The sequence below is a fragment of the Streptomyces sp. DH24 genome, from assembly GCF_029813775.1.
In the GTDB taxonomy this organism is placed as follows: domain Bacteria; phylum Actinomycetota; class Actinomycetes; order Streptomycetales; family Streptomycetaceae; genus Streptomyces.
This window is the reverse complement of sequence record NZ_JARVKW010000015.1, coordinates 57,568-74,724: the sequence shown is the minus strand read 5'-3', so window position 1 is coordinate 74,724 and position 17,157 is coordinate 57,568. Positions and strand designations below refer to the sequence as shown.

Annotated in this window: 15 protein-coding genes and 1 pseudogene; 11 read left to right on the top strand and 5 right to left on the bottom strand. The window is 72.4% G+C overall.

Annotation, left to right across the window (positions count from 1 at the left end; genetic code table 11):
- The first annotated feature begins 186 nt into the window (after positions 1–186).
- The 4 genes from QC282_RS14680 to QC282_RS14665 all read left to right on the top strand — a co-directional run bounded on the left by QC282_RS14680 (position 187) and on the right by QC282_RS14665 (position 4,564).
- Entirely contained in the window at positions 187–1,008 is an 822-nt protein-coding gene (locus QC282_RS14680; protein ID WP_279549786.1) for a Tat pathway signal sequence domain protein, read from the top strand.
- Positions 1,009–1,064: 56 nt separating this feature from the next.
- On the top strand, positions 1,065–2,384 hold the full coding sequence (locus QC282_RS14675; protein WP_279549785.1) for a copper amine oxidase: 1,320 nt from the start codon (positions 1,065–1,067) through the stop codon (positions 2,382–2,384).
- Positions 2,385–2,487: 103 nt separating this feature from the next.
- On the top strand, positions 2,488–3,726 hold the full coding sequence (locus tag QC282_RS14670) for an SAV2148 family HEPN domain-containing protein (protein ID WP_279549784.1): 1,239 nt from the start codon (positions 2,488–2,490) through the stop codon (positions 3,724–3,726).
- 115 nt (positions 3,727–3,841) lie between these two features.
- Complete coding sequence (locus tag QC282_RS14665; RefSeq protein ID WP_279549859.1) at positions 3,842–4,564, top strand: 3'-5' exonuclease; 723 nt, start codon at positions 3,842–3,844, stop codon at positions 4,562–4,564.
- 22 nt (positions 4,565–4,586) lie between these two features.
- On the opposite strand, the gene QC282_RS14660 is transcribed toward QC282_RS14665, so the two are convergent.
- Positions 4,587–5,450 (bottom strand): aminoglycoside phosphotransferase family protein, encoded by an 864-nt coding sequence (locus QC282_RS14660; RefSeq protein WP_279549858.1) that lies wholly within the window; start codon positions 5,448–5,450, stop codon positions 4,587–4,589.
- A gap of 172 nt (positions 5,451–5,622) precedes the next feature.
- Here QC282_RS14660 and QC282_RS14655 point away from each other — a divergent pair, with 172 nt between their 5' ends.
- From QC282_RS14655 to mgt, 5 genes and pseudogenes are all read left to right on the top strand, one after another.
- Positions 5,623–6,561: a sugar ABC transporter permease gene (locus QC282_RS14655; RefSeq protein ID WP_279549783.1), complete on the top strand. Its 939-nt coding sequence runs from the start codon at positions 5,623–5,625 to the stop codon at positions 6,559–6,561.
- Positions 6,558–7,391 (top strand): carbohydrate ABC transporter permease, encoded by an 834-nt coding sequence (locus QC282_RS14650; protein ID WP_279549782.1) that lies wholly within the window; start codon positions 6,558–6,560, stop codon positions 7,389–7,391. The genes QC282_RS14655 and QC282_RS14650 overlap by 4 nt, the downstream gene beginning before the upstream one ends.
- Positions 7,391–8,671, top strand: coding sequence for an ABC transporter substrate-binding protein (locus QC282_RS14645; RefSeq protein WP_279549781.1), 1,281 nt, complete (start codon positions 7,391–7,393; stop codon positions 8,669–8,671). The genes QC282_RS14650 and QC282_RS14645 overlap by 1 nt, the downstream gene beginning before the upstream one ends.
- Positions 8,672–9,099: 428 nt before the next feature.
- A complete protein-coding gene (erm(O), locus tag QC282_RS14640) occupies positions 9,100–9,879 on the top strand; it encodes a 23S rRNA (adenine(2058)-N(6))-methyltransferase Erm(O) (RefSeq protein ID WP_279549780.1) in 780 nt (259 codons plus the stop codon).
- 10 nt (positions 9,880–9,889) lie between these two features.
- A pseudogene (gene mgt / locus QC282_RS14635) lies at positions 9,890–11,123 on the top strand (macrolide-inactivating glycosyltransferase).
- Positions 11,124–11,190: 67 nt separating this feature from the next.
- Here the strand turns inward: mgt and QC282_RS14630 are convergent.
- Positions 11,191–13,449, bottom strand: coding sequence for an MMPL family transporter (locus QC282_RS14630; RefSeq protein ID WP_279549779.1), 2,259 nt, complete (start codon positions 13,447–13,449; stop codon positions 11,191–11,193).
- Positions 13,450–13,821: 372 nt separating this feature from the next.
- Here QC282_RS14630 and QC282_RS14625 point away from each other — a divergent pair, with 372 nt between their 5' ends.
- A complete protein-coding gene (locus tag QC282_RS14625; protein WP_279549778.1) occupies positions 13,822–14,367 on the top strand; it encodes a DUF1697 domain-containing protein in 546 nt (181 codons plus the stop codon).
- Positions 14,360–14,728 (top strand): DUF4440 domain-containing protein, encoded by a 369-nt coding sequence (locus QC282_RS14620; protein WP_279549777.1) that lies wholly within the window; start codon positions 14,360–14,362, stop codon positions 14,726–14,728. Before QC282_RS14625 ends, QC282_RS14620 begins: the two co-directional genes overlap by 8 nt.
- 4 nt (positions 14,729–14,732) lie before the next feature.
- Here the strand turns inward: QC282_RS14620 and QC282_RS14615 are convergent, their stop codons facing one another.
- From QC282_RS14615 to QC282_RS14605, 3 genes are read right to left on the bottom strand one after another with little or no spacing between them, the layout of a single operon-like run.
- Positions 14,733–15,470 carry a sirohydrochlorin chelatase gene (locus QC282_RS14615; protein ID WP_279549776.1) on the bottom strand — a complete coding sequence of 246 codons (738 nt, stop codon included), beginning with the start codon at positions 15,468–15,470 and terminating at the stop codon, positions 14,733–14,735.
- 8 nt (positions 15,471–15,478) lie between these two features.
- Positions 15,479–16,378 carry an ABC transporter permease gene (locus QC282_RS14610; RefSeq protein WP_279549775.1) on the bottom strand — a complete coding sequence of 300 codons (900 nt, stop codon included), beginning with the start codon at positions 16,376–16,378 and terminating at the stop codon, positions 15,479–15,481.
- Positions 16,365–17,153 carry an ABC transporter ATP-binding protein gene (locus QC282_RS14605; RefSeq protein ID WP_279549774.1) on the bottom strand — a complete coding sequence of 263 codons (789 nt, stop codon included), beginning with the start codon at positions 17,151–17,153 and terminating at the stop codon, positions 16,365–16,367. Before QC282_RS14605 ends, QC282_RS14610 begins: the two co-directional genes overlap by 14 nt.
- Positions 17,154–17,157 lie beyond the last annotated feature (4 nt).

Sequence of the window (17,157 nt, the reverse complement as noted above, 5' to 3'; positions counted from 1 at the left end):
ACTCTCTCAGGTGTGCGGCGCCCCCGGTGGCGCCTTGGTCCCGAGTCTCCCCGAAAGTGACGGAACCACCTAGGACTTACGACCCTCTTACCGGGCGACCAGCGCATACCCCGTGCACACGAGGTATGCCGTACCAGTAGGGGCAGACACATACTCCCGGGGCCAATGGGGGAGTAGGGGGTAAACGTGCGCAAGACAGTGCACCGCCATCTGGGAAAGGTGGTGGCCGGTGCGGCCGTCGCGGTGGCGGGGACCGCCGCGATGATCGCGGTCACCCTGCCGGGGACCGCGGGCGCCGACGACACGCCGGAAGGGGGTGGCCGCCCCGTGCAACAGGCGGCCCAGGGCCAGGACGGCCGGGGGCCGGGCCGGGTGACGCCGGGCGTCGTGGCGGAGGCGCCGGCCGAGGGGGCCACGGGAGAGGGCCGCGACCCGCTCACCGACGACGAGACGGAACGCGTCTTCCGCATCGCCGTGAACCGGCAGCTGTTCCGTTCCGGCGAGAGCGTCGACGGTGACCGCGGCCCGCAGCGACTCGGCGTCGAACTGGCCGAGCCGGAGGCCGACGAACTGGACGACCCGGACGCGCCGCGCCGCGCCGACGTGACGCTCTACGACTACCGTGACGACACCCTCGTCACCAAAACCGTGAACCTGGCGACCGGGAAGGTGGAGCGCACCGGCACCCAGCGGGGCGTGCAGCCGCCGCTGAGCGGCGCCGAGCAGACCGAGGCCGCCCGGCTGCTGATCGCCGACCCGCTGGGCGCGGGCCTGCGCGCGGACTACCAGGACGCCACCGGCAGGAAACTCACCTCGCCGGACCAGCTGCGCCTGTTCGCCATGGTGTACCGGGCCACGCCCGGCGCCCAGCCCGCCGCACTCGACCGGTGCGGCGAGCACCGCTGCGCCCGGCTGTTCCCGAAGGCCGTGAACGGGCCCTGGATCGACTCCCGGCACCTGGTGATCGACCTGAGCACCGGCGAGGTCGCTGCCCTGAACCGGCGCTGAGCCGGCCACCCTCCGCCTTTCCCACTCGTACCTCCTGCAAGGGGAGTCATTTCGTCATGCGCGTGACCACCATCAGCCGGGTCCGCACGCGGGCCGCCGTGGCACTCACGGCGGGCGCGCTCGTCGCCGGGGCGACCGCGGGCGCCGGGCCGGCCGCCGCCGGGCCGAAGGCCGCACCCGCGCCGGCCGCCGAATGCGGCGCCGCCCACCGCATCGAACAGAAGCTCGCGTCCGGCACCACCTGGCGGATGTGCTGGGCCTACCAGGCCAAGGCCGGACTCGTCCTGGAGCACGTCTCCTACCAGCCGCCCGGCGAGCCCCGACCGATCAAGGTCCTCACCAGCGCCAAGCTCGCCCAGATCCACGTGCCCTACGACGACGGCAGCGTCGAGTACGACGACCTCACCGGCTTCGACTTCGGCAAGGGCCTGATGAACCTGGCGCCGGGCGAGTGCCCCGGCGGCACCATCCGCACCGTCAAGGTCCCCGACGCCTGGGACCCGGCGCAGGCGAACGTCAAGGGCCTGTGCACCACGACCCGCTCCCGCGGCCACGCCTACCGCATGCAGGGCGACGCCGCGAACAAGGTCTACCAGGCGCAGGGCAAGGACCTGCTCGTCTACACCGCCAACCAGGTCGGCTGGTACGAGTACATCACCGAGTGGCGCTTCCAGGACGACGGCACCGTCACCACGAACGTCGGCGCCACCGGCAGCCTCTCGCCGGCGGACTACGACGCAGGCGACGGCCGCGGCTGGCCCATCGGCAAGGGCGCCAAGGCGTACGCCACCAGCCACAGCCACAACGTCTTCTGGCGGCTCAACTTCGGCCTGGACGGCTCCTCCAAGAGCCGCGTCGAGCAGTACGACTCGAAGGTCAGCCCGCCCGCGCGCGGCCAGGCGGCGCCCACCAACAGGACGACCCGCACGAAGATCACCAAGGAACTCGCGGGCGACGCCCGCAACATGCGCTGGTGGCGCGTGGTCAGCACGGCCGGCAAGAACAAGGACGGCCACCCGCGCTCCTACGAACTCGTCCCCGGCGCCAGCCACAAGTACCCGGGCCGCGGCTACACCAAGCACGACGTCTACGTCACCCAGTACAACAAGTGCGAGCAGTACGCCAGCAACAACCCGCTCGACTGCGGTGCCGGACATGGCCGGTCGGTCGACAAGTGGGTCAACGGACAGACCCTCACCCACCCCGTGGTCTGGGTGAACGTCGGATTCCACCACGTCGCTCGCGACGAGGACCAGCAGCCGATGCCGGTCCACTGGCAGGGATTCACCATCGCCCCACGTGACGTGACCGCTATGAATCCGCTCACTCCGCGCGAGCTCGCGGACCAGAACGGTCGTGCGGACGACCCCAGTTGAGAAACCAGCCTGTCCATCGGGCTGCACCGCGCGCCGCTACCGGAGTACCCTTCCTTGATCGTTGAGACGGGGAGTGCTCGGGGGAACGGAAGGCGGTGCGCGGGTGGGCTCGGGAGGGCTGGAGCTGCCCCCTGGTGACGAGGGTCACGAGGGGCACTCCACAGATGTCCCGCCCGGCGCCGTGTCCCTGGCCCGGCCGATGGACGCGGGCGCGATCGGCCCGGAGCTGGACTGGGACGCCGACTCCTGGCGCGAGGTGCGCACTCGCGCCCAGCGGGCCGGCCGCGCCTACATCTGGCTGAACCTCGTCGAACAGCGGCTGCGCGCCGTCGTGGCCGCTGTTCTGCGTCCCATCTACGAACCCGTGCACGGCGACGACTGGGTGGTCGCCGCGGCCGGGCCCGCCGGGCAGGAGTGGGTGCAGCGCGCGGTCGCCGTCCGCGAGGTCAGCCGCCGCAAGGGCTATCTGCTCGACCCGGCCGACGACAACGTGCTCAGCTTCCTCACCCTGCCGCAGCTGCGCGAGCTGATGGTGCAGCACTGGCCGTGCTTCGAGCCGTACATAGACGACCGCCGGGACGTCGAACTCGCCCTGGACGAGCTGGAGGTCACCCGGAACGTCGTCTCCCGCAACCGCGCCCTGTCCGAGGCGGTCCTGAACCAGGCCGAGCGGGCCTCGGCGCGGCTCCTGGAGATCCTCGGCGCCGGCGGCGACGTGCCGTCCGCGCGCCGGCTGCCCGTCGACGCGGTCGAGGACCTGGTCGGCGACCGGTACGCCGACGTGGTCGCGGTGCACTCGGACCGGGTGCGGCTGCTGCGGCAGTTCCCCGCCGAGGACATCTTCGGCGGCGCCCGGCGCCTGGACGCCATCGGCATCGGCCTCAACCTGCTCGTGCAGAACTTCTCCGGGCGCCGCCTGGTGCGCCTCGCCGAGTCCGGCTGCCGGGTGCGGCTGCTGTTCCTCAACCCGGCTTCCAGCGCGGTGAAGCGGCGGGAGCGCGAGCTGGGCATCAAGCGGGGCGAGCTGGGCCGGGCCGTGGAGATGAACATCCTGCACATGCGCCGGGTGCGGGCCCGGCTGCGCGATCCGGGCGCCTTCCAGATCCAGGTCTTCGACGAGACGCCCCGCTTCACCGCCTACCTCGTGGACGGCGACGGCGCGGACGGCATCGCGGTCGTGCAGTCCTATCTGCGGCGCACCCGCGGCATGGAGGCGCCCGTGTTCGTCCTGCGCAACGCGGGCAAGGTGGTCAAGTCGGGCGAGATTGACGAAGGCGGGCTTTTCCCTACGTACCGCGAGGAGTTCGAGGTGATGTGGGCGGATTCGCGACCGGTGTCGTGACCTGTCGCGGCGGCCGGACAGGGCGGCCAGGCGGAATGCGGTCCTCTGATTGTCAGTGCCGCGTGCGAAGGTGGAGATCACTGGGGGACGCACCACCAAGAAGGGGGGCCGCCGCATGGGCTGGCACCGGGAGCTGCTGATCGGCTTCGACCTGGAGACGACGGGCACGGATCCGCGCGAGGCGCGCATCGTCACGGGGGCCGTGATCGAGGTCAGGGACAGGGAGCCGATGGGCCGCCGGGAATGGCTGGCCGACCCGGGCGTGGAAATCCCGCCGGACGCGGTCGCGGTGCACGGCATAAGCAACGAACGCGCGGCGAGCGAGGGCAGACCGGCCGACCAGGTGGCCGACGCCATCGCCGACGTCCTGGTGACGTACTGGAAGACGGGCGTCCCGGTCGTCGCCTACAACGCGGCCTTCGACCTCACCCTGCTCTCCGCCGAACTGCGCCGCCACGGCCTGCCGTCGCTGCGCGACCGGCTCGGCGGCCAGGACCCGGCGCCCGTCATCGACCCGTACACCATCGACCGCTGGGCCGACCGCTACCGCCGCGGCAAGCGGAACCTGGAAGCGGTCTGCGCCGAGTACGGCGTCGCCCTCGGCACCGCCCACGACGCCTCCTCGGACGCCCTGGCGGCGGCCCGCCTGGCCTGCGCGATAGCCGGCCGCCACCCCAAGGTCGCCTCCCTCGGCCCGGCGGACCTGCACCGCCGCCAAATAGAGTGGTACGCCGAGTGGGCGGCGGACTTCCAGGCCTTCCTGCGCCGCAAGGGGGACCAGTCGGCGACGGTCGACGGCATGTGGCCGTTCCGCGAGCTGACGGAGAGCCGGGCCTGACACGAGCGGGCGGTCGTGCCGCTCAGAAGGGGTACCACCGCACGGTCGGATCCCCCTCCCGCAGCGACGCCACCCTCCGTTCGAACTCCGCGCGCGCCCGGGGATTCCCGGCCGCGTGCTGCGCCACCCACGCGCAGCTCGCCGTCTCCCGGGCCCCGCGCAGCACGGCGCACCCGTCCCACTCCCGCACGTCCCACCCGTAGGTCTCCACGAACGACGCGTAGGCCTCGGCGGGCAACCCGTACCGGTCCCGGGACAGCGCCATCACGACCAGATCGTGCTCCCGCAGATCGCTGGAGAACGTCTCCAGATCGACCAGAACCGGCCCGTCCGGACCCACGTGCACATTCCGCGGCAGCGCATCCCCGTGAATCGGCCCGCGCGGCAGACACGGCGTCAGCGCGGCGGCGGCCGAGGCGAATCCGTCGCGCCGTTCCCGCAGGTAGGCCGCGTCCGCGGGATCGATCGCGGCACCCGCGAGCCGCAGCCACCGCTCGACACCGCCCAGCAGCTCACGGGGCGGCAACGCGAAGGAGGGGGAGGGCAACGCATGGACCGCCCGCAACAGTTCGGCCAGATCCCGCGGCTGCGCGGGCCGTACGGGGTCCGGCAGCCGGTGCCACACGGTCACCGGGTGCCCGTCCACGAGCAGCGCCTCGGACCGCGCGGCCCGCACCGCCGGCACCCCGGCCTCCGCGAGCCACCCGGCGACGGCCAGCTCGCGCCGGGCCCGGTCCAGCAGTTCGGGATCGCGGCCCACCTTGACGACCAGGTCACCGGCGGCGAACACCGCGTTCTCGCCCAGGGCGAGCAGCCGCGCGTCGGCCGCCGTACCGGGCAGCACCCCCGCCGCGGCCAGTACGTCCCGTGCCCGCGCCTCGTCCATCGTCGCCTCCGCTCCAGTCCACCGTCCGTACGCGCCCATCACGTCGAGATCCGGCCATCCTCCGCCAGTTTCCCATTCGCACAGGTCGGACGGTGTGCGCGGTGGCTTGACGAGGCAGACCGCCTTCACGACCATGGCCAGGCCGTCCGAGCCGCGCAAAGGGGCTGATTCCGTGACATTGGTGACCGAGGAGAGGAGACCGGCGCCCGACGTGCCCGGCACCGCCGCCGGACAGCGGCGCACCGGCGACCACGGCGCCTGGTTCCTGGTGCTGCCCGCCCTGCTCCCGATCCTCGTCCTCAGCGTCGGGCCGCTGCTGTACGGGATCCTGCTGGCGTTCACCGACGCCCAGTCGGGCCGTACCGCGCCCACCCAGTGGATCGGCGGCCTCAACTTCCGGGACCTGCTGCACGACACGCTGTTCTGGGAGTCGTTCCGGATCGGGCTGGTGTGGGCCGTCGGCGTGACCGTCCCGCAGTTCCTGCTCGCGCTGGGCCTCGCCCTGCTGCTCAACCAGAACCTGCGGCTGCGCTGGCTGGCCCGCGCCCTGGCGATCATCCCCTGGGCGATGCCCGAGGTGGTCGTCGGCATCATGTGGCGGCTCGTCTACAACCCGGACGCCGGAATCCTCAACGAGACCCTGCGCGACGTCGGCCTCGGCGACGGCCGCCACTGGCTCAGCGGGCTGGCGACCGCCCTGCCCGCCGTCATCGTCGTCGGCGTCTGGGCGGGCATGCCGCAGACGACGGTCGCCCTGCTCGCCGGCCTGCAGCACACCCCACGCGAACTCCACGAGGCCGCCGCGGTCGACGGCGCCGGGGCCTGGCGCCGCTTCCGCACGGTCACCTGGCCCGCGATCAGACCGATCGCCCTGGCCATCACGGCCCTCAACCTCATCTGGAACTTCAACTCCTTCGCCCTGGTGTACGTCCTGACCAGCGGCGGCCCCGGCGGACGCACCCGGCTGCCCATGCTCTTCGCCTACGAAGAGGCCTTCCGCTACGGCCAGTTCGGGTACGCGGCTGCCATGGGCTGTGTCATGGTCGCGGTGATCTCGGTGCTCCTGGCCGTCTTCCTGGTCGGTCGGCTCAGGGGAGGTGACGACGCATGAGGACCGGACCTGCGGCCCGCACCGGCCAGTACGCGGCCCTGCTCGCCTATCTGGTGTTCCTGGCGTTCCCGTTCCTGTGGCTGGTCTCGACGGCGTTCAAGCCGCCGCGGGAACTGGGCAGCCTGCACCCCACCTGGATCCCGAAGGACCCCACCCTCGCCAACTTCCGGCAGGCCTTCGACGAACAGCCCCTGCTGCAGGCCGCGTTCAACTCCCTGGTCGCCGCGCTGGCGGCGGCCGTGATCGCGGTGCTGGTCGCGACGCCGATGGCGTACGTCATGGCACGGCAGCGCACCCGGCTCGCGAAGGCGGCGACCGGATGGGTGGTGGTCAGCCAGGCGTTCCCGTTCGTCCTGCTGATCATCCCGCTGTTCCTGGTGCTGAAGGGCCTGCGGCTGATCAACTCGGTGCCGGGGCTGGTGATGGTCTACGTGGTGTGGGCGCTGCCGTTCGCGCTGTGGATGCTCGCCGGCTACGTCCGGGCCGTGCCGCGCGAGCTGGAGGAGGCCGCGGCGGTCGACGGCGCCGGGCGGCTGCGGACCCTGGTGTCGGTGACGGCGCCGCTGCTCGCGCCGGGGATCGTGGCGACGGCGCTGTTCGCGTTCATCACCGCGTGGAACGAGTTCTTCTTCGCGCTGGTGCTGCTGAAGACCCCGGAGAAGCAGACGCTGCCGGTCGTGCTGACCCACTTCATCGGCGCGGAAGGCGTGGCCGACCTGGGGCCGCTGGCCGCGGCGGCCTTCCTCGCGACGCTGCCGTCCCTGGTGGTCTTCGCGCTCATCCAGCGGCGGATCACGGGCGGCATGCTCGCCGGGGCGGTGAAGAGCTGATGCGTACCAAGCCGATCGCGGCGGCCGTCGCCGCCCTGCTGCTCCTCGCGGGCTGTTCCTCGGGCGGGGCGCAGGACGACGGCCGTGTCACCCTGCGCTTCCAGTCCCTGGCCTGGCAGCAGGAGTCGGTTCAGGCCAACAAGGAACTGGTCGAGGAGTGGAACGCGGCCCACCCGGACGTGCGCGTCGAATACGTCCAGGGCAGCTGGGACAGCGTCCACGACCAGCTCCTGACCTCCTTCGAGGGCGGCGAGGCGCCCGACATCATCCACGACGCCTCCGACGACCTCGCGGACTTCGCCTACGGTGGTCACCTCGCCGACCTGACCGAGCTGCTGCCCGACCGGCTCAAGTCGGACATCCCGCAGCGCAGTTGGGAGACGACGACCTTCGGGGACGGCATCTACGGCGTGCCGTTCCTCCAGGAGCCGCGCGTGCTCATCGCCAACGCGACCTGGCTGAAGAAGTCCGGCGTCCGCATCCCGACCGTCGAACGCCCGTGGACCTGGCCGGAGTTCCGGCGGATCACCGAGCGGCTGAGCGGCGACGGGAAGTACGGCGTGGCCTGGCCGCTCAAGGAGCCCGTGTCCGCCACGCTCAACCTGTCGCTGTCCGCGGGCGGCAAGCTGTTCCACCGGGGCGCCGACGGCAGGGCCACCGTCCGCTTCGGGCCGGGCGACCAGGTGGTTCCGCGCACCATCCACGCCCAGGTGAACACCGACCGCAGCGCATCGGCGACGACGCTCGGCAGCGGCGGTTCGGACACGCTGCCCGGCTTCTTCGGCGGCAGATACGCCATGGTCCCGCTGGGCTTCTCGTACCGCCAGCAGATCGTGCAGCAGGCGCCGAAGGGCTTCGACTGGCAGGTCCTGCCCGCTCCCGCCGGGGCGGACGGACTCACCCAGGGCGTCAGCCCGCAGACCCTGTCCATCGCCGAGGACAGTCCGCACAAGCGGCAGGCCGCACGGTTCGTCGACTTCCTGCTGCAACCCCGCAACATGGTCCGCCTGGCCCTCGGCGACTGGATGCTGCCCACGGGCACCCGGGCGCTGAAGGACCCGGCGCTGCGCACGCCCGAGCACGGCTGGGCCACCGGCACCGCCCTCGCCGAACACCTCAGCCCGGCCCCGGCACAGTCCGTGCGGGGCTACCCCGAGTGGAAGGACAAGGTGGCCACGCCCGCGCTCCAGGAGTACTACAGCGGCGCGATCGGCCTCGGCGCCCTGCGCGAGCGCCTGGAGAAGGACGGCAACCTGGTCCTCGCCCGCTACCAGCGCTGAACCCCGCGCGGGCGCGCGGAGCGCGGGCGACCGGCCGCCGACCGGACCGCGCAGGGGGCGGAAAACCGGTTGCCGCCTCCCGGCCCGCCCCCTAGCGTGCCCTGCGTGGGACTCAACGCGATCTTCGTCACCGGTCACGGCCGGGGCTGCACGCACTCCATCCGGATGCGTCGCCGCCCCGGTGCCCTGACCGGCCCGGGACAGCGCGCCCGCTGACCCAGGGGGTGTTCCGACACCCCTGACGCCTGTCGTCCGGATCACGCCGCGGACGCGGTGACCGAACGGCGGGCCGGCGCCCGCGCACGCCTCCCGTCTGCGGCGGCATGACCTCATGACCTCATGCAGTCATGCCTTCATGCCTCCATGTCCTCCGGTCAGGGCCTTCGGCTGCCCTTTCGCCCTTCCACGGAAGACAAGGACCGCAGGCCATGGCCCGCCCCACCCGCGGTTCCCGCGCGCTCTCGCAGAACTTCATCGCCGACCGCGCCACCGCCACCCGCCTCGCCCGGCTCACCGCCCCGCACGGCCGCCCGCTGCCCCTGCTGCTCGAAGTCGGCGCCGGCAAGGGCGCGTTGACGGCCGCGCTCGCCGCGCGCTGCCGGGAACTGCGCGCCTACGAGATCGACCCGGCACTGCTGCCCGCGCTGCGCGCCCGCTTCTCCGGAACACCCCACGTCCGCGTGGTCGCCGGGGACTTCCTCGCCGCGCGGCCCCCGCGCACCCCGTTCTCCGTCGCCGGGAACGTGCCCGTCTCCCGCACCGCCGCCATCGTCGACTGGTGCCTGCGCGCCCCCGCCCTCACCGACGCCACGCTCCTCACCCAGCTGGAGTACGCCCGTAAACGCACCGGCGACTACGGCCGCTGGACCCTGCTGACCGTCCGCACCTGGCCGCGCTACGAGTGGCGGCTGCTGGGCCGGGTCGGCCGGCACGGCTTCCGGCCCGTACCGCGCGTGGACGCCGGCATCGTCCGCATCGAACGCCGCCGCACCCCGCTGCTCGACGCCGCCGCGTACGACAGCTGGCGGCATCTGGTGGAGCTGGGCTTCTCCGGGACCGGCGGCTCGCTGCACGCCTCGCTGCGCCGGGCCCACGCCCGGCGCCGGGTCGACGCCGCGTTCCGCGCCGCGCGCCTGGACCCGGGCGTACTCGTCGGGGAGGTGGCGCCGGAGCAGTGGCTGCGGCTGCACGAGGCGCTGACGGCGTGAAACAAATCAATTGCACGAGACGTCTCGTCTCGCTTAGGGTCGTCGGTATGACCAGTCCCGCGCACATCGCCATGTTCTCCATCGCCGCCCACGGCCACGTGAACCCGAGTCTTGAGGTGATCCGCGAGCTGGTGGCGCGCGGGCACCGGGTCACGTACGCCGTCCCGCCCGTGTTCGCCGACAAGGTCGCCGCCACCGGCGCCGAGGTGAAGCCCTGGCACTCCACGCTCCCGTCGCCCGACGACGACCCGTCCGCGTGGGGGACCACCCTGCTCGACAACGTGGAGCCGTTCCTGAACGACGCCATCCAGGCCCTCCCGCAGCTCGTCGAGGCCTACGAGGGCGACGAGCCGGACCTCGTGCTGCACGACATCACCTCCTACCCGGCCCGCGTCCTCGCCCACCGCTGGGGCGTGCCCGCCGTGTCCCTCTCGCCGAACCTCGTCGCCTGGGAGGGCTATGAGGAGGAGGTCGCCGGACCGATGTGGGAGGAGCCGAGGAAGACCGAGCGGGGGAAGGCGTACTACGCCCGCTTCGAGGCCTGGCTGGCGCAGAACGGGATCAGCGAACATCCCGATCCGTTCGTCGGCCGGCCCGCCCGTTCCCTCGTCCTCATCCCCAGGGCGCTCCAGCCGAACGCCGACCGGGTGGACGAGAGCGTGTACAGCTTCGTCGGCGCCTGCCAGGGCGACCGCGGCGGCGAGGGCGACTGGCAGCGGCCCGCAGGCGCCGAGAAGGTCGTCCTCGTGTCGCTCGGCTCGGCCTTCACCAAGCAGCCCGCCTTCTACCGGGAGTGCCTGAAGGCATTCGGTGAGCTGCCCGGCTGGCACCTGGTCCTCCAGGTCGGCCGGCACGTCGACCCGGCGGAGCTCGGGGACATCCCGCCCAACGCGGAAGTCCACTCCTGGGTGCCGCAGTTGGCGATCCTGCGGCAGGCCGACCTGTTCGTCACCCACGCCGGCGCGGGCGGCAGCCAGGAGGGCCTGGCGACGGCCACGCCGATGATCGCCGTACCGCAGGCGGTGGACCAGTTCGGCAACGCCGACATGCTCCAGGCGCTCGGCGTCGCCCGGCACGTCCCGACGGAGGAGGCCACGGCCGAGACGCTGCGCTCGACCGCCCTCGCCCTGCTGGACGACCCGGAGGTGGCCCGCCGGCTGAAGGACATCCAGGCGGAGATGGCCCAGGAGGGCGGCACCCGGCGGGCGGCCGACCTCATCGAGGCCGAACTGCCCGCCGCCTGACCGGCACCACGGCAGGGCCCGCCGGCTCCAGGTCGGAGCCGGCGGGCCCTGCCGCGTGACCGGACGGTCAGACCCTCACCGGCTCGTGCTCGCCCTCGTCGTCCCGCGCCGCGGGAGCCACCGGCGCCGGCGTCTCGTCGTGCGTCAGGTCCGGCAGACGGTTCAGCCACGTCGGGAAGTACCAGTTGCGCTCGCCCAGCAGGGCCATCACCGCCGGGAGCAGCACACCCCGGATGATCGTCGCGTCGATGAGCACCGCCGCGGCGAGGCCCACGCCCATCTGCTTCATCGACTGCATGGACAGCGTCCCGAAGATCGCGAACACGGCGACCATGATGACCGCGGCGCTGGTGACGACCCCGGCCGTGGTGACCACACCGTGCTGGATCGCGTCCCTCGTCGTACGGCCCCGCAGCCGTGCCTCGCGGATCCGGGACACCACGAACACGTGGTAGTCCATCGACAGGCCGAACAGGATCACGAAGAGGAACAGCGGCAGCCAGGTGATGATCGCGCCGACGCCCTCCGCGCCCACCAGGGACGCGCCCCAGCCGTGCTGGAAGACGGCGACGAGGATGCCGTACGCGGCGCCCACCGACAGCAGGTTCAGCACGATCGACGTGATGGCGACGGTCAGCGAGCGGAACGACAGCAGCATCAGCAGGAAGGCGAACACCACGACGAACACGAAGACCGGGACGACGGAGCCGACCAGTTGCTCGTTGAAGTCGTGGGAACCGGCGACCTGGCCGGTGATCGGCGCCTCGACACCGTCCACCTTGCCGAGCGTGGCCGGCCGCACCTCGTCGCGCAGCCTCTCCAGGCTCGCGCCCGCCTCGTCCTGGTCGGAGCCGCCGACCAGCGGGACGTAGACGAAGGCGACGTTCTGCTCGTCGTGCAGCTTGATCTCGACCGGGCCGCGCGAGGCACCCGAACTGATCGCCAGCTCCTTGAAGTCGGCCAGCGCGCCCTTCACCTCGGGCGCGTTGATGTCGGCCGCCCTGACGACCACCTCGGCCGGCTCCGAGCCGCCCGGGAAGGCGTCGTTGACCCGGTTGTACGTCTGCACGATGGGCAGCGAGTCCCCGAACTCCTGGTCCAGCGTGAGGTTCTGGGTCTTCATGCCGACCGCGGGAGCCGCGATCGCCAGCAGCGCGCCGGTCGCGACGACGACCGAGATCACCGGGCGGGCGAGCACCCGGCGCAGCACCGCCGTCCAGAACCGGCTCTCGCCGCCGGTGCCGTGCGCCTTGTTGCGGCGCCGCAGGAACGGGATGCGGCCCTTCTCGACCCGCTCGCCGAGCAGGGACAGCAGCGCGGGCAGCACCGTCACGGAACCGACCATGGCCACCGCCACGACCATCAGCGACGCCAGGCCCATCGCCTCGAACTCGGCGAGACCGGTGAACAGCATGCCCGCCATCGCCACGCACACCGTGACACCCGAGACGACGATGGCACGGCCGCTGGTCGCGGCGGCGATCTGCAGGGCCGTCTGCGCGTCCCGGCCCGCCGCCCGCTCCTCGCGCTCACGGCGCAGGTAGAACAGGCAGTAGTCGACGCCCACGGCCAGACCCACCAGCAGCATCACGGAGTTGGCGGTCTCGCTCATCGGCATCACATGGCTGACGACCCCCATCAGACCCATCGTCGCCATGATCGCGGTGATCGCCAGCGCCACCGGGAGCAGCGCCGCCACCAGCGCGCCGAAGGCGATGAGCAGGATGCCGAGGGCCACCGGCACCGCGGAGTACTCGGCCTTCCGGAAGTCGTCCCCGAACGCGTCGTCGAACGTCTTCATCATGCTGGCGCCGCCGATCTCCTCGATCCGCAGCGCCTCGTGGTCCTCCCGGACCTTCTCCACGGCCTTCAGCACCGGCTCCACGCGCTCCCCGGCGGTGTCCGACTCGCCGCGCATGTCGAACTGCACCAGCGCGCTGCGGCCGTCCTCGGAGATCGTGCCCGTGTCGTACGGGGTGGTGACGTCCGTGACCTCGCCGGTCGCCTCCACCGCCCGGACGACCGCGGACACGGCGGCCCGGAACTCGGCGTCCGTCGCCTTCAGGGAGCGGTCCTTCGCCTGGATGAGCACGGTCTCCCCGGCCGGCTCGTCGATGCCCGCGTCCTCGACGATCGTGGCGGCCGCGTGCGTCTCCCCGGACAACTGGTCACTGTCCTTGACGTCGACACGGCCCGCCGCCGAGCCGAGCCCCATCGCCAGGACGACGAACAGCACCCATATCCCGACGGCCGCCCACCGGTGCCGGGCGCTCCAGCCGCCGGCCCGCGCGGCGAGCCCCCGCACCCGCGTATCTCCGTTCCCCATGACGGGCCTGCCCCCTTGTGAGCGGCGACGACCCCCTGCCGCCGCCTGTCGCTTCGACGGTATGGGCCGGACAAGGCCGTCTCGTCGTGCTGCCCGGTGAAGCGGGGCGTGCCCGGCTCCTCCCCCCGGACCCCGGCAACTCCGCACTGGGGAGGACGGCGGCCCCTTACATCTACCGGCCGCCGTCGGGGAGGGAGATCAGGGTGCACCCGCCGCCACCACGCCTTTTGCCGCCAGTGTTGGATCAGTCACAGGTGCGTGCAGGAGTTGAACCGCGTCGGGGGTTCGGCGAGAGTTTCGCGCAGTCCGGCATCCGGACCCGGCCGTCGTGCCCACCCCCACGGGGCACGACGGCCGTCCTATGGTGTGGGCATGACGACGACGTACGCGGCACTGCTGCGCGGAATCAACGTGGGCGGCAGGAAGGTCCCGATGGCCGAACTGCGCGCCGTCCTGGAAGGCCTCGGCCACGCCGGCGTGCGCACCTATCTGCAGAGCGGACAGGCCGTGTTCACGGCCGGCCACGGCGACGAGGACTCCCTGGCCGCCGGGATCACGGAGGCGATCGAGCGCCACTTCGGGTTCCGCGTCGACGTCCTCGTGCGCGACCACGCCTATCTGAAGGCGGTCGCCGAGGCCTGCCCGTTCCCGGCGGCCGAACTGGAGGGCCGGCAACTGCACGTCACGTACTTCTCGGAGCCGGTCGACGCGGCCCGCTTCGCGGAGATCGACCGGGCCGCGTATCTTCCCGAGGAGTTCCGCCTCGGCGACCGCGCGCTGTACCTGTACGTCCCCGACGGGCTCGGCCGCTCCAAGCTCGCCGAGCGGCTGTCCAAGCCCCGCGTCAACAAGGGCCTGATCGCGACGACCCGGAACTGGAACACCGTCCTGAAACTCGTGGAGCTGACGAGTGACTGAGCACGACGAAGCCGTCGCCGCCGCCATCGACGGCGAGCTGGCCCTCCTCGACCCGGGGGTCCGGAGCTCCCGGCAGCGCGTGGACGCCCTGCTGCACCCGGACTTCCGCGAGTTCGGCGCGTCCGGCCGGGTCTGGGACCGCGCGTCGATCATGGCCATGCTCGACGAGACCGACCCCGGCGAACCGCCGACCGCGGTCTCCGGCATGACCGGCGTCCGGCTGGCCCCCGACCTGGTCCACCTGACCTTCGACACGGACGCCGGCGGCCGCCGCGCGCACCGCAGTTCCCTGTGGCGCCGCACGCGGGAGGGCTGGCGGCTGTACTTCCACCAGGGGACGCTCTTCGGCGCGGGGGACTGACCCCTCAGGCGCTCGCGGCCGCCGCCAGCGGCACCCGCGCCCCGTCGTACCGCTCCAGCAGCACCCGCGCCACCTCAGGCGCCGGACCGAGGACGTCCGCCAGCACGTCCGCCCCGTCCGCGCCCCGCGCGATGCGGTCCGGGAGCCGCCCGGGAGCCAGCACGTACGGGGCGACGGCGACGCGTGCGCAGCCGAGGGCGCGCAGTTCCCGGACCGCGTCCTCGGTGCGCGGAAGGGATGCGGAGGCGAACGCAGGTCGCACGGCACGCCAACCGGTGTGCCGCCACTCCCGCGCGATGTCAGCGATCACTGCGATCGCCTCCGGGTCGGTGGACCCCGCCGAGGCCAGCACGACCCCGGTCGAGGACTTGTCGGCGGGCGTCAGACCCGCCGCGTACAGACGCCGCTCCAGGGCCGACAGCAGCAGCGGGGACGGGCCGAGCACGTCGGCCTGGTGGATCCGCAGCCGCGGCGGCGCGTCCGCGAGGACGGCCGGGATGTCGGCCTTCGCGTGGAAGGCCCGCGTCAGCAGCAGGGGCAGCGCGACGACGTCCCGGACGCCCTGCGCGTCCAGGGACTCCAGGACGCCCCGCACGGACGGCACGTTGAAGTCGAGGAAACCGGTCTCCACCCGCAGCCCGGGACGCAGCGACCGGACGCGCCGCACCAGGGCGTGCACGCTCGCGGCGTGCCGCGGGTCGCGGCTGCCGTGGGCGATGACGAGCAGGACCGGTTCGCGCATGACGTGCCTCAGCCCTTCACCAGCAGACCGCGGCTGCGCAGCACCCAGCGCTCCAGCGGGCTGAAGATCAGCAGGTCGATGGCGATGCCGACGACCAGGATGAGCAGGATCGCCTCGAACACCATGGCCATGTCGGAGGCGTTGCGGCCGTTCTCCAGCAACTGGCCGAGCCCCACCCCGAGGTCGGGGAACGACGCGATGATCTCGGCGGCCATCAGGGACCGCCAGGAGAACGCCCAGCCCTGCTTCAGGCCCGCCACATAGCCCGGCAGGGCGGCCGGCAGGGTGATGTGCCAGGTGCCCTTCAGACCGGTGGCGCCCAGGGTGCGGCCCGCCCGCAGGAACAGGGGCGGCACCTGGTCGACGCCCGACACCAGGCCGTTGGCGATCGACGGGACCGCGCCCAGCAGGATCACCGCGTACATCATCGAGTTGTTCAGGCCCAGCCAGATCACGGCCGGCGGCACCCACGCCACCGACGGCAGCGACTGCAGACCGGACAGGATCGGGCCGATGGCCGCGCGGACGAACTTCACCCGTGCCACGATCAGACCCAGCGGCGTGCCGATGGCCAGCGCGAACAGGAAGCCGAGCAGACCGCGCGAGACGCTCGTCCAGATGTAGCCGAGCAGTTCGCCCTGCAGCCAGGCGTCCCGGAGCACGTTCCACACGTCGGCCGGGGCCGGCAGCTTCGACGGGTCGTCGACCACGCCGAAGGAGACCAGGCCCTGCCACACCACCAGCACCAGCAGTACGGCGCTGACCGGCGGCAGGATCTTCTCCATGAACGTCTGCCGGAAGGGCGTGCGGCCCTGCTGCACCGTCTCCAGTGCGTCGAGGCCCGCCTCCAGACCGGCGAGATCGCTCCCGCCGTCCCTGGTGGCGGTCGTCGTGTCAGTGCTGGCCATGACGGCGGATCTCCCCCCGCAGTTCTTCGGTGATCTCGACGGACAGCTCCGCGACGGCGGTGTCCTCGATGCGGCGCGGCTGCGGGATGCCGACCGTCCACTCGCGCGCGATCCGTCCCGGACGGGACGACAGCAGCACCACCCGCTGCGCGAGACGGACGGCCTCGCGCACGTTGTGCGTCACGAACAGGACGGACAACTGCGTCTCGCGCCAGATCCGGGTCAGCTCGTCGTGCAGCACGTCCCGGGTGATCGCGTCGAGCGCCGCGAACGGCTCGTCCATCAGCAGGAGCTTGCTCTCCTGGGCGAGGGCGCGGGCCATCGCGACGCGCTGGCGCATACCGCCGGACAGCTCGTGCACCCGCTTGCCGTACGCGCCCTGGAGCCGGACGAGTTCGAGCAGCTCCTCGGCACGGCCGCGCCGCTCGTTCTTCGGAACACCCCTGAGCCTCAGGGCGAGTTCGATGTTCTTGCCCGCGGTCAGCCACGGGAACAGGGCGTGCTCCTGGAACATCAGCGCCGGCCGGCCGTCCGTCGTGATCGAGCCGGCGCTCGGCCGGTCCAGGCCCGCCACCAGGTTCAGCAGCGTGGACTTGCCGCAGCCCGAGGCACCCAGGAGGGTGACGAACTCGCCGGGCGCGACATCGAGGGTGATGTCGTCCAGCACGAGCTGGGGCCCGGCGGGGCCCGCGAACGACTTCGAGACGTGCTCGATCCGGGCGGCGTGCGTGCCCGCCTCCGTGCCGTCGGCGGCCTTGGCGAGGGTCGTGGCCATGGTC

What these genes read in the sequence shown, in the direction of transcription:
- QC282_RS14675 (WP_279549785.1), top strand. Translation starts at nt 1,065, where the DNA reads ATGCGCGTGACCACCATCAGCCGGGTCCGCACGCGGGCCGCCGTGGCA.
- QC282_RS14665 (WP_279549859.1), top strand. Translation starts at nt 3,842, where the DNA reads ATGGGCTGGCACCGGGAGCTGCTGATCGGCTTCGACCTGGAGACGACG.
- QC282_RS14660 (WP_279549858.1), bottom strand. Translation starts at nt 5,450, where the DNA reads ATGGACGAGGCGCGGGCACGGGACGTACTGGCCGCGGCGGGGGTGCTG.
- QC282_RS14650 (WP_279549782.1), top strand. Translation starts at nt 6,558, where the DNA reads ATGAGGACCGGACCTGCGGCCCGCACCGGCCAGTACGCGGCCCTGCTC.
- QC282_RS14645 (WP_279549781.1), top strand. Translation starts at nt 7,391, where the DNA reads ATGCGTACCAAGCCGATCGCGGCGGCCGTCGCCGCCCTGCTGCTCCTC.
- QC282_RS14630 (WP_279549779.1), bottom strand. Translation starts at nt 13,449, where the DNA reads ATGGGGAACGGAGATACGCGGGTGCGGGGGCTCGCCGCGCGGGCCGGC.
- QC282_RS14625 (WP_279549778.1), top strand. Translation starts at nt 13,822, where the DNA reads ATGACGACGACGTACGCGGCACTGCTGCGCGGAATCAACGTGGGCGGC.
- QC282_RS14615 (WP_279549776.1), bottom strand. Translation starts at nt 15,470, where the DNA reads ATGCGCGAACCGGTCCTGCTCGTCATCGCCCACGGCAGCCGCGACCCG.
- QC282_RS14610 (WP_279549775.1), bottom strand. Translation starts at nt 16,378, where the DNA reads ATGGCCAGCACTGACACGACGACCGCCACCAGGGACGGCGGGAGCGAT.
- QC282_RS14605 (WP_279549774.1), bottom strand. Translation starts at nt 17,153, where the DNA reads ATGGCCACGACCCTCGCCAAGGCCGCCGACGGCACGGAGGCGGGCACG.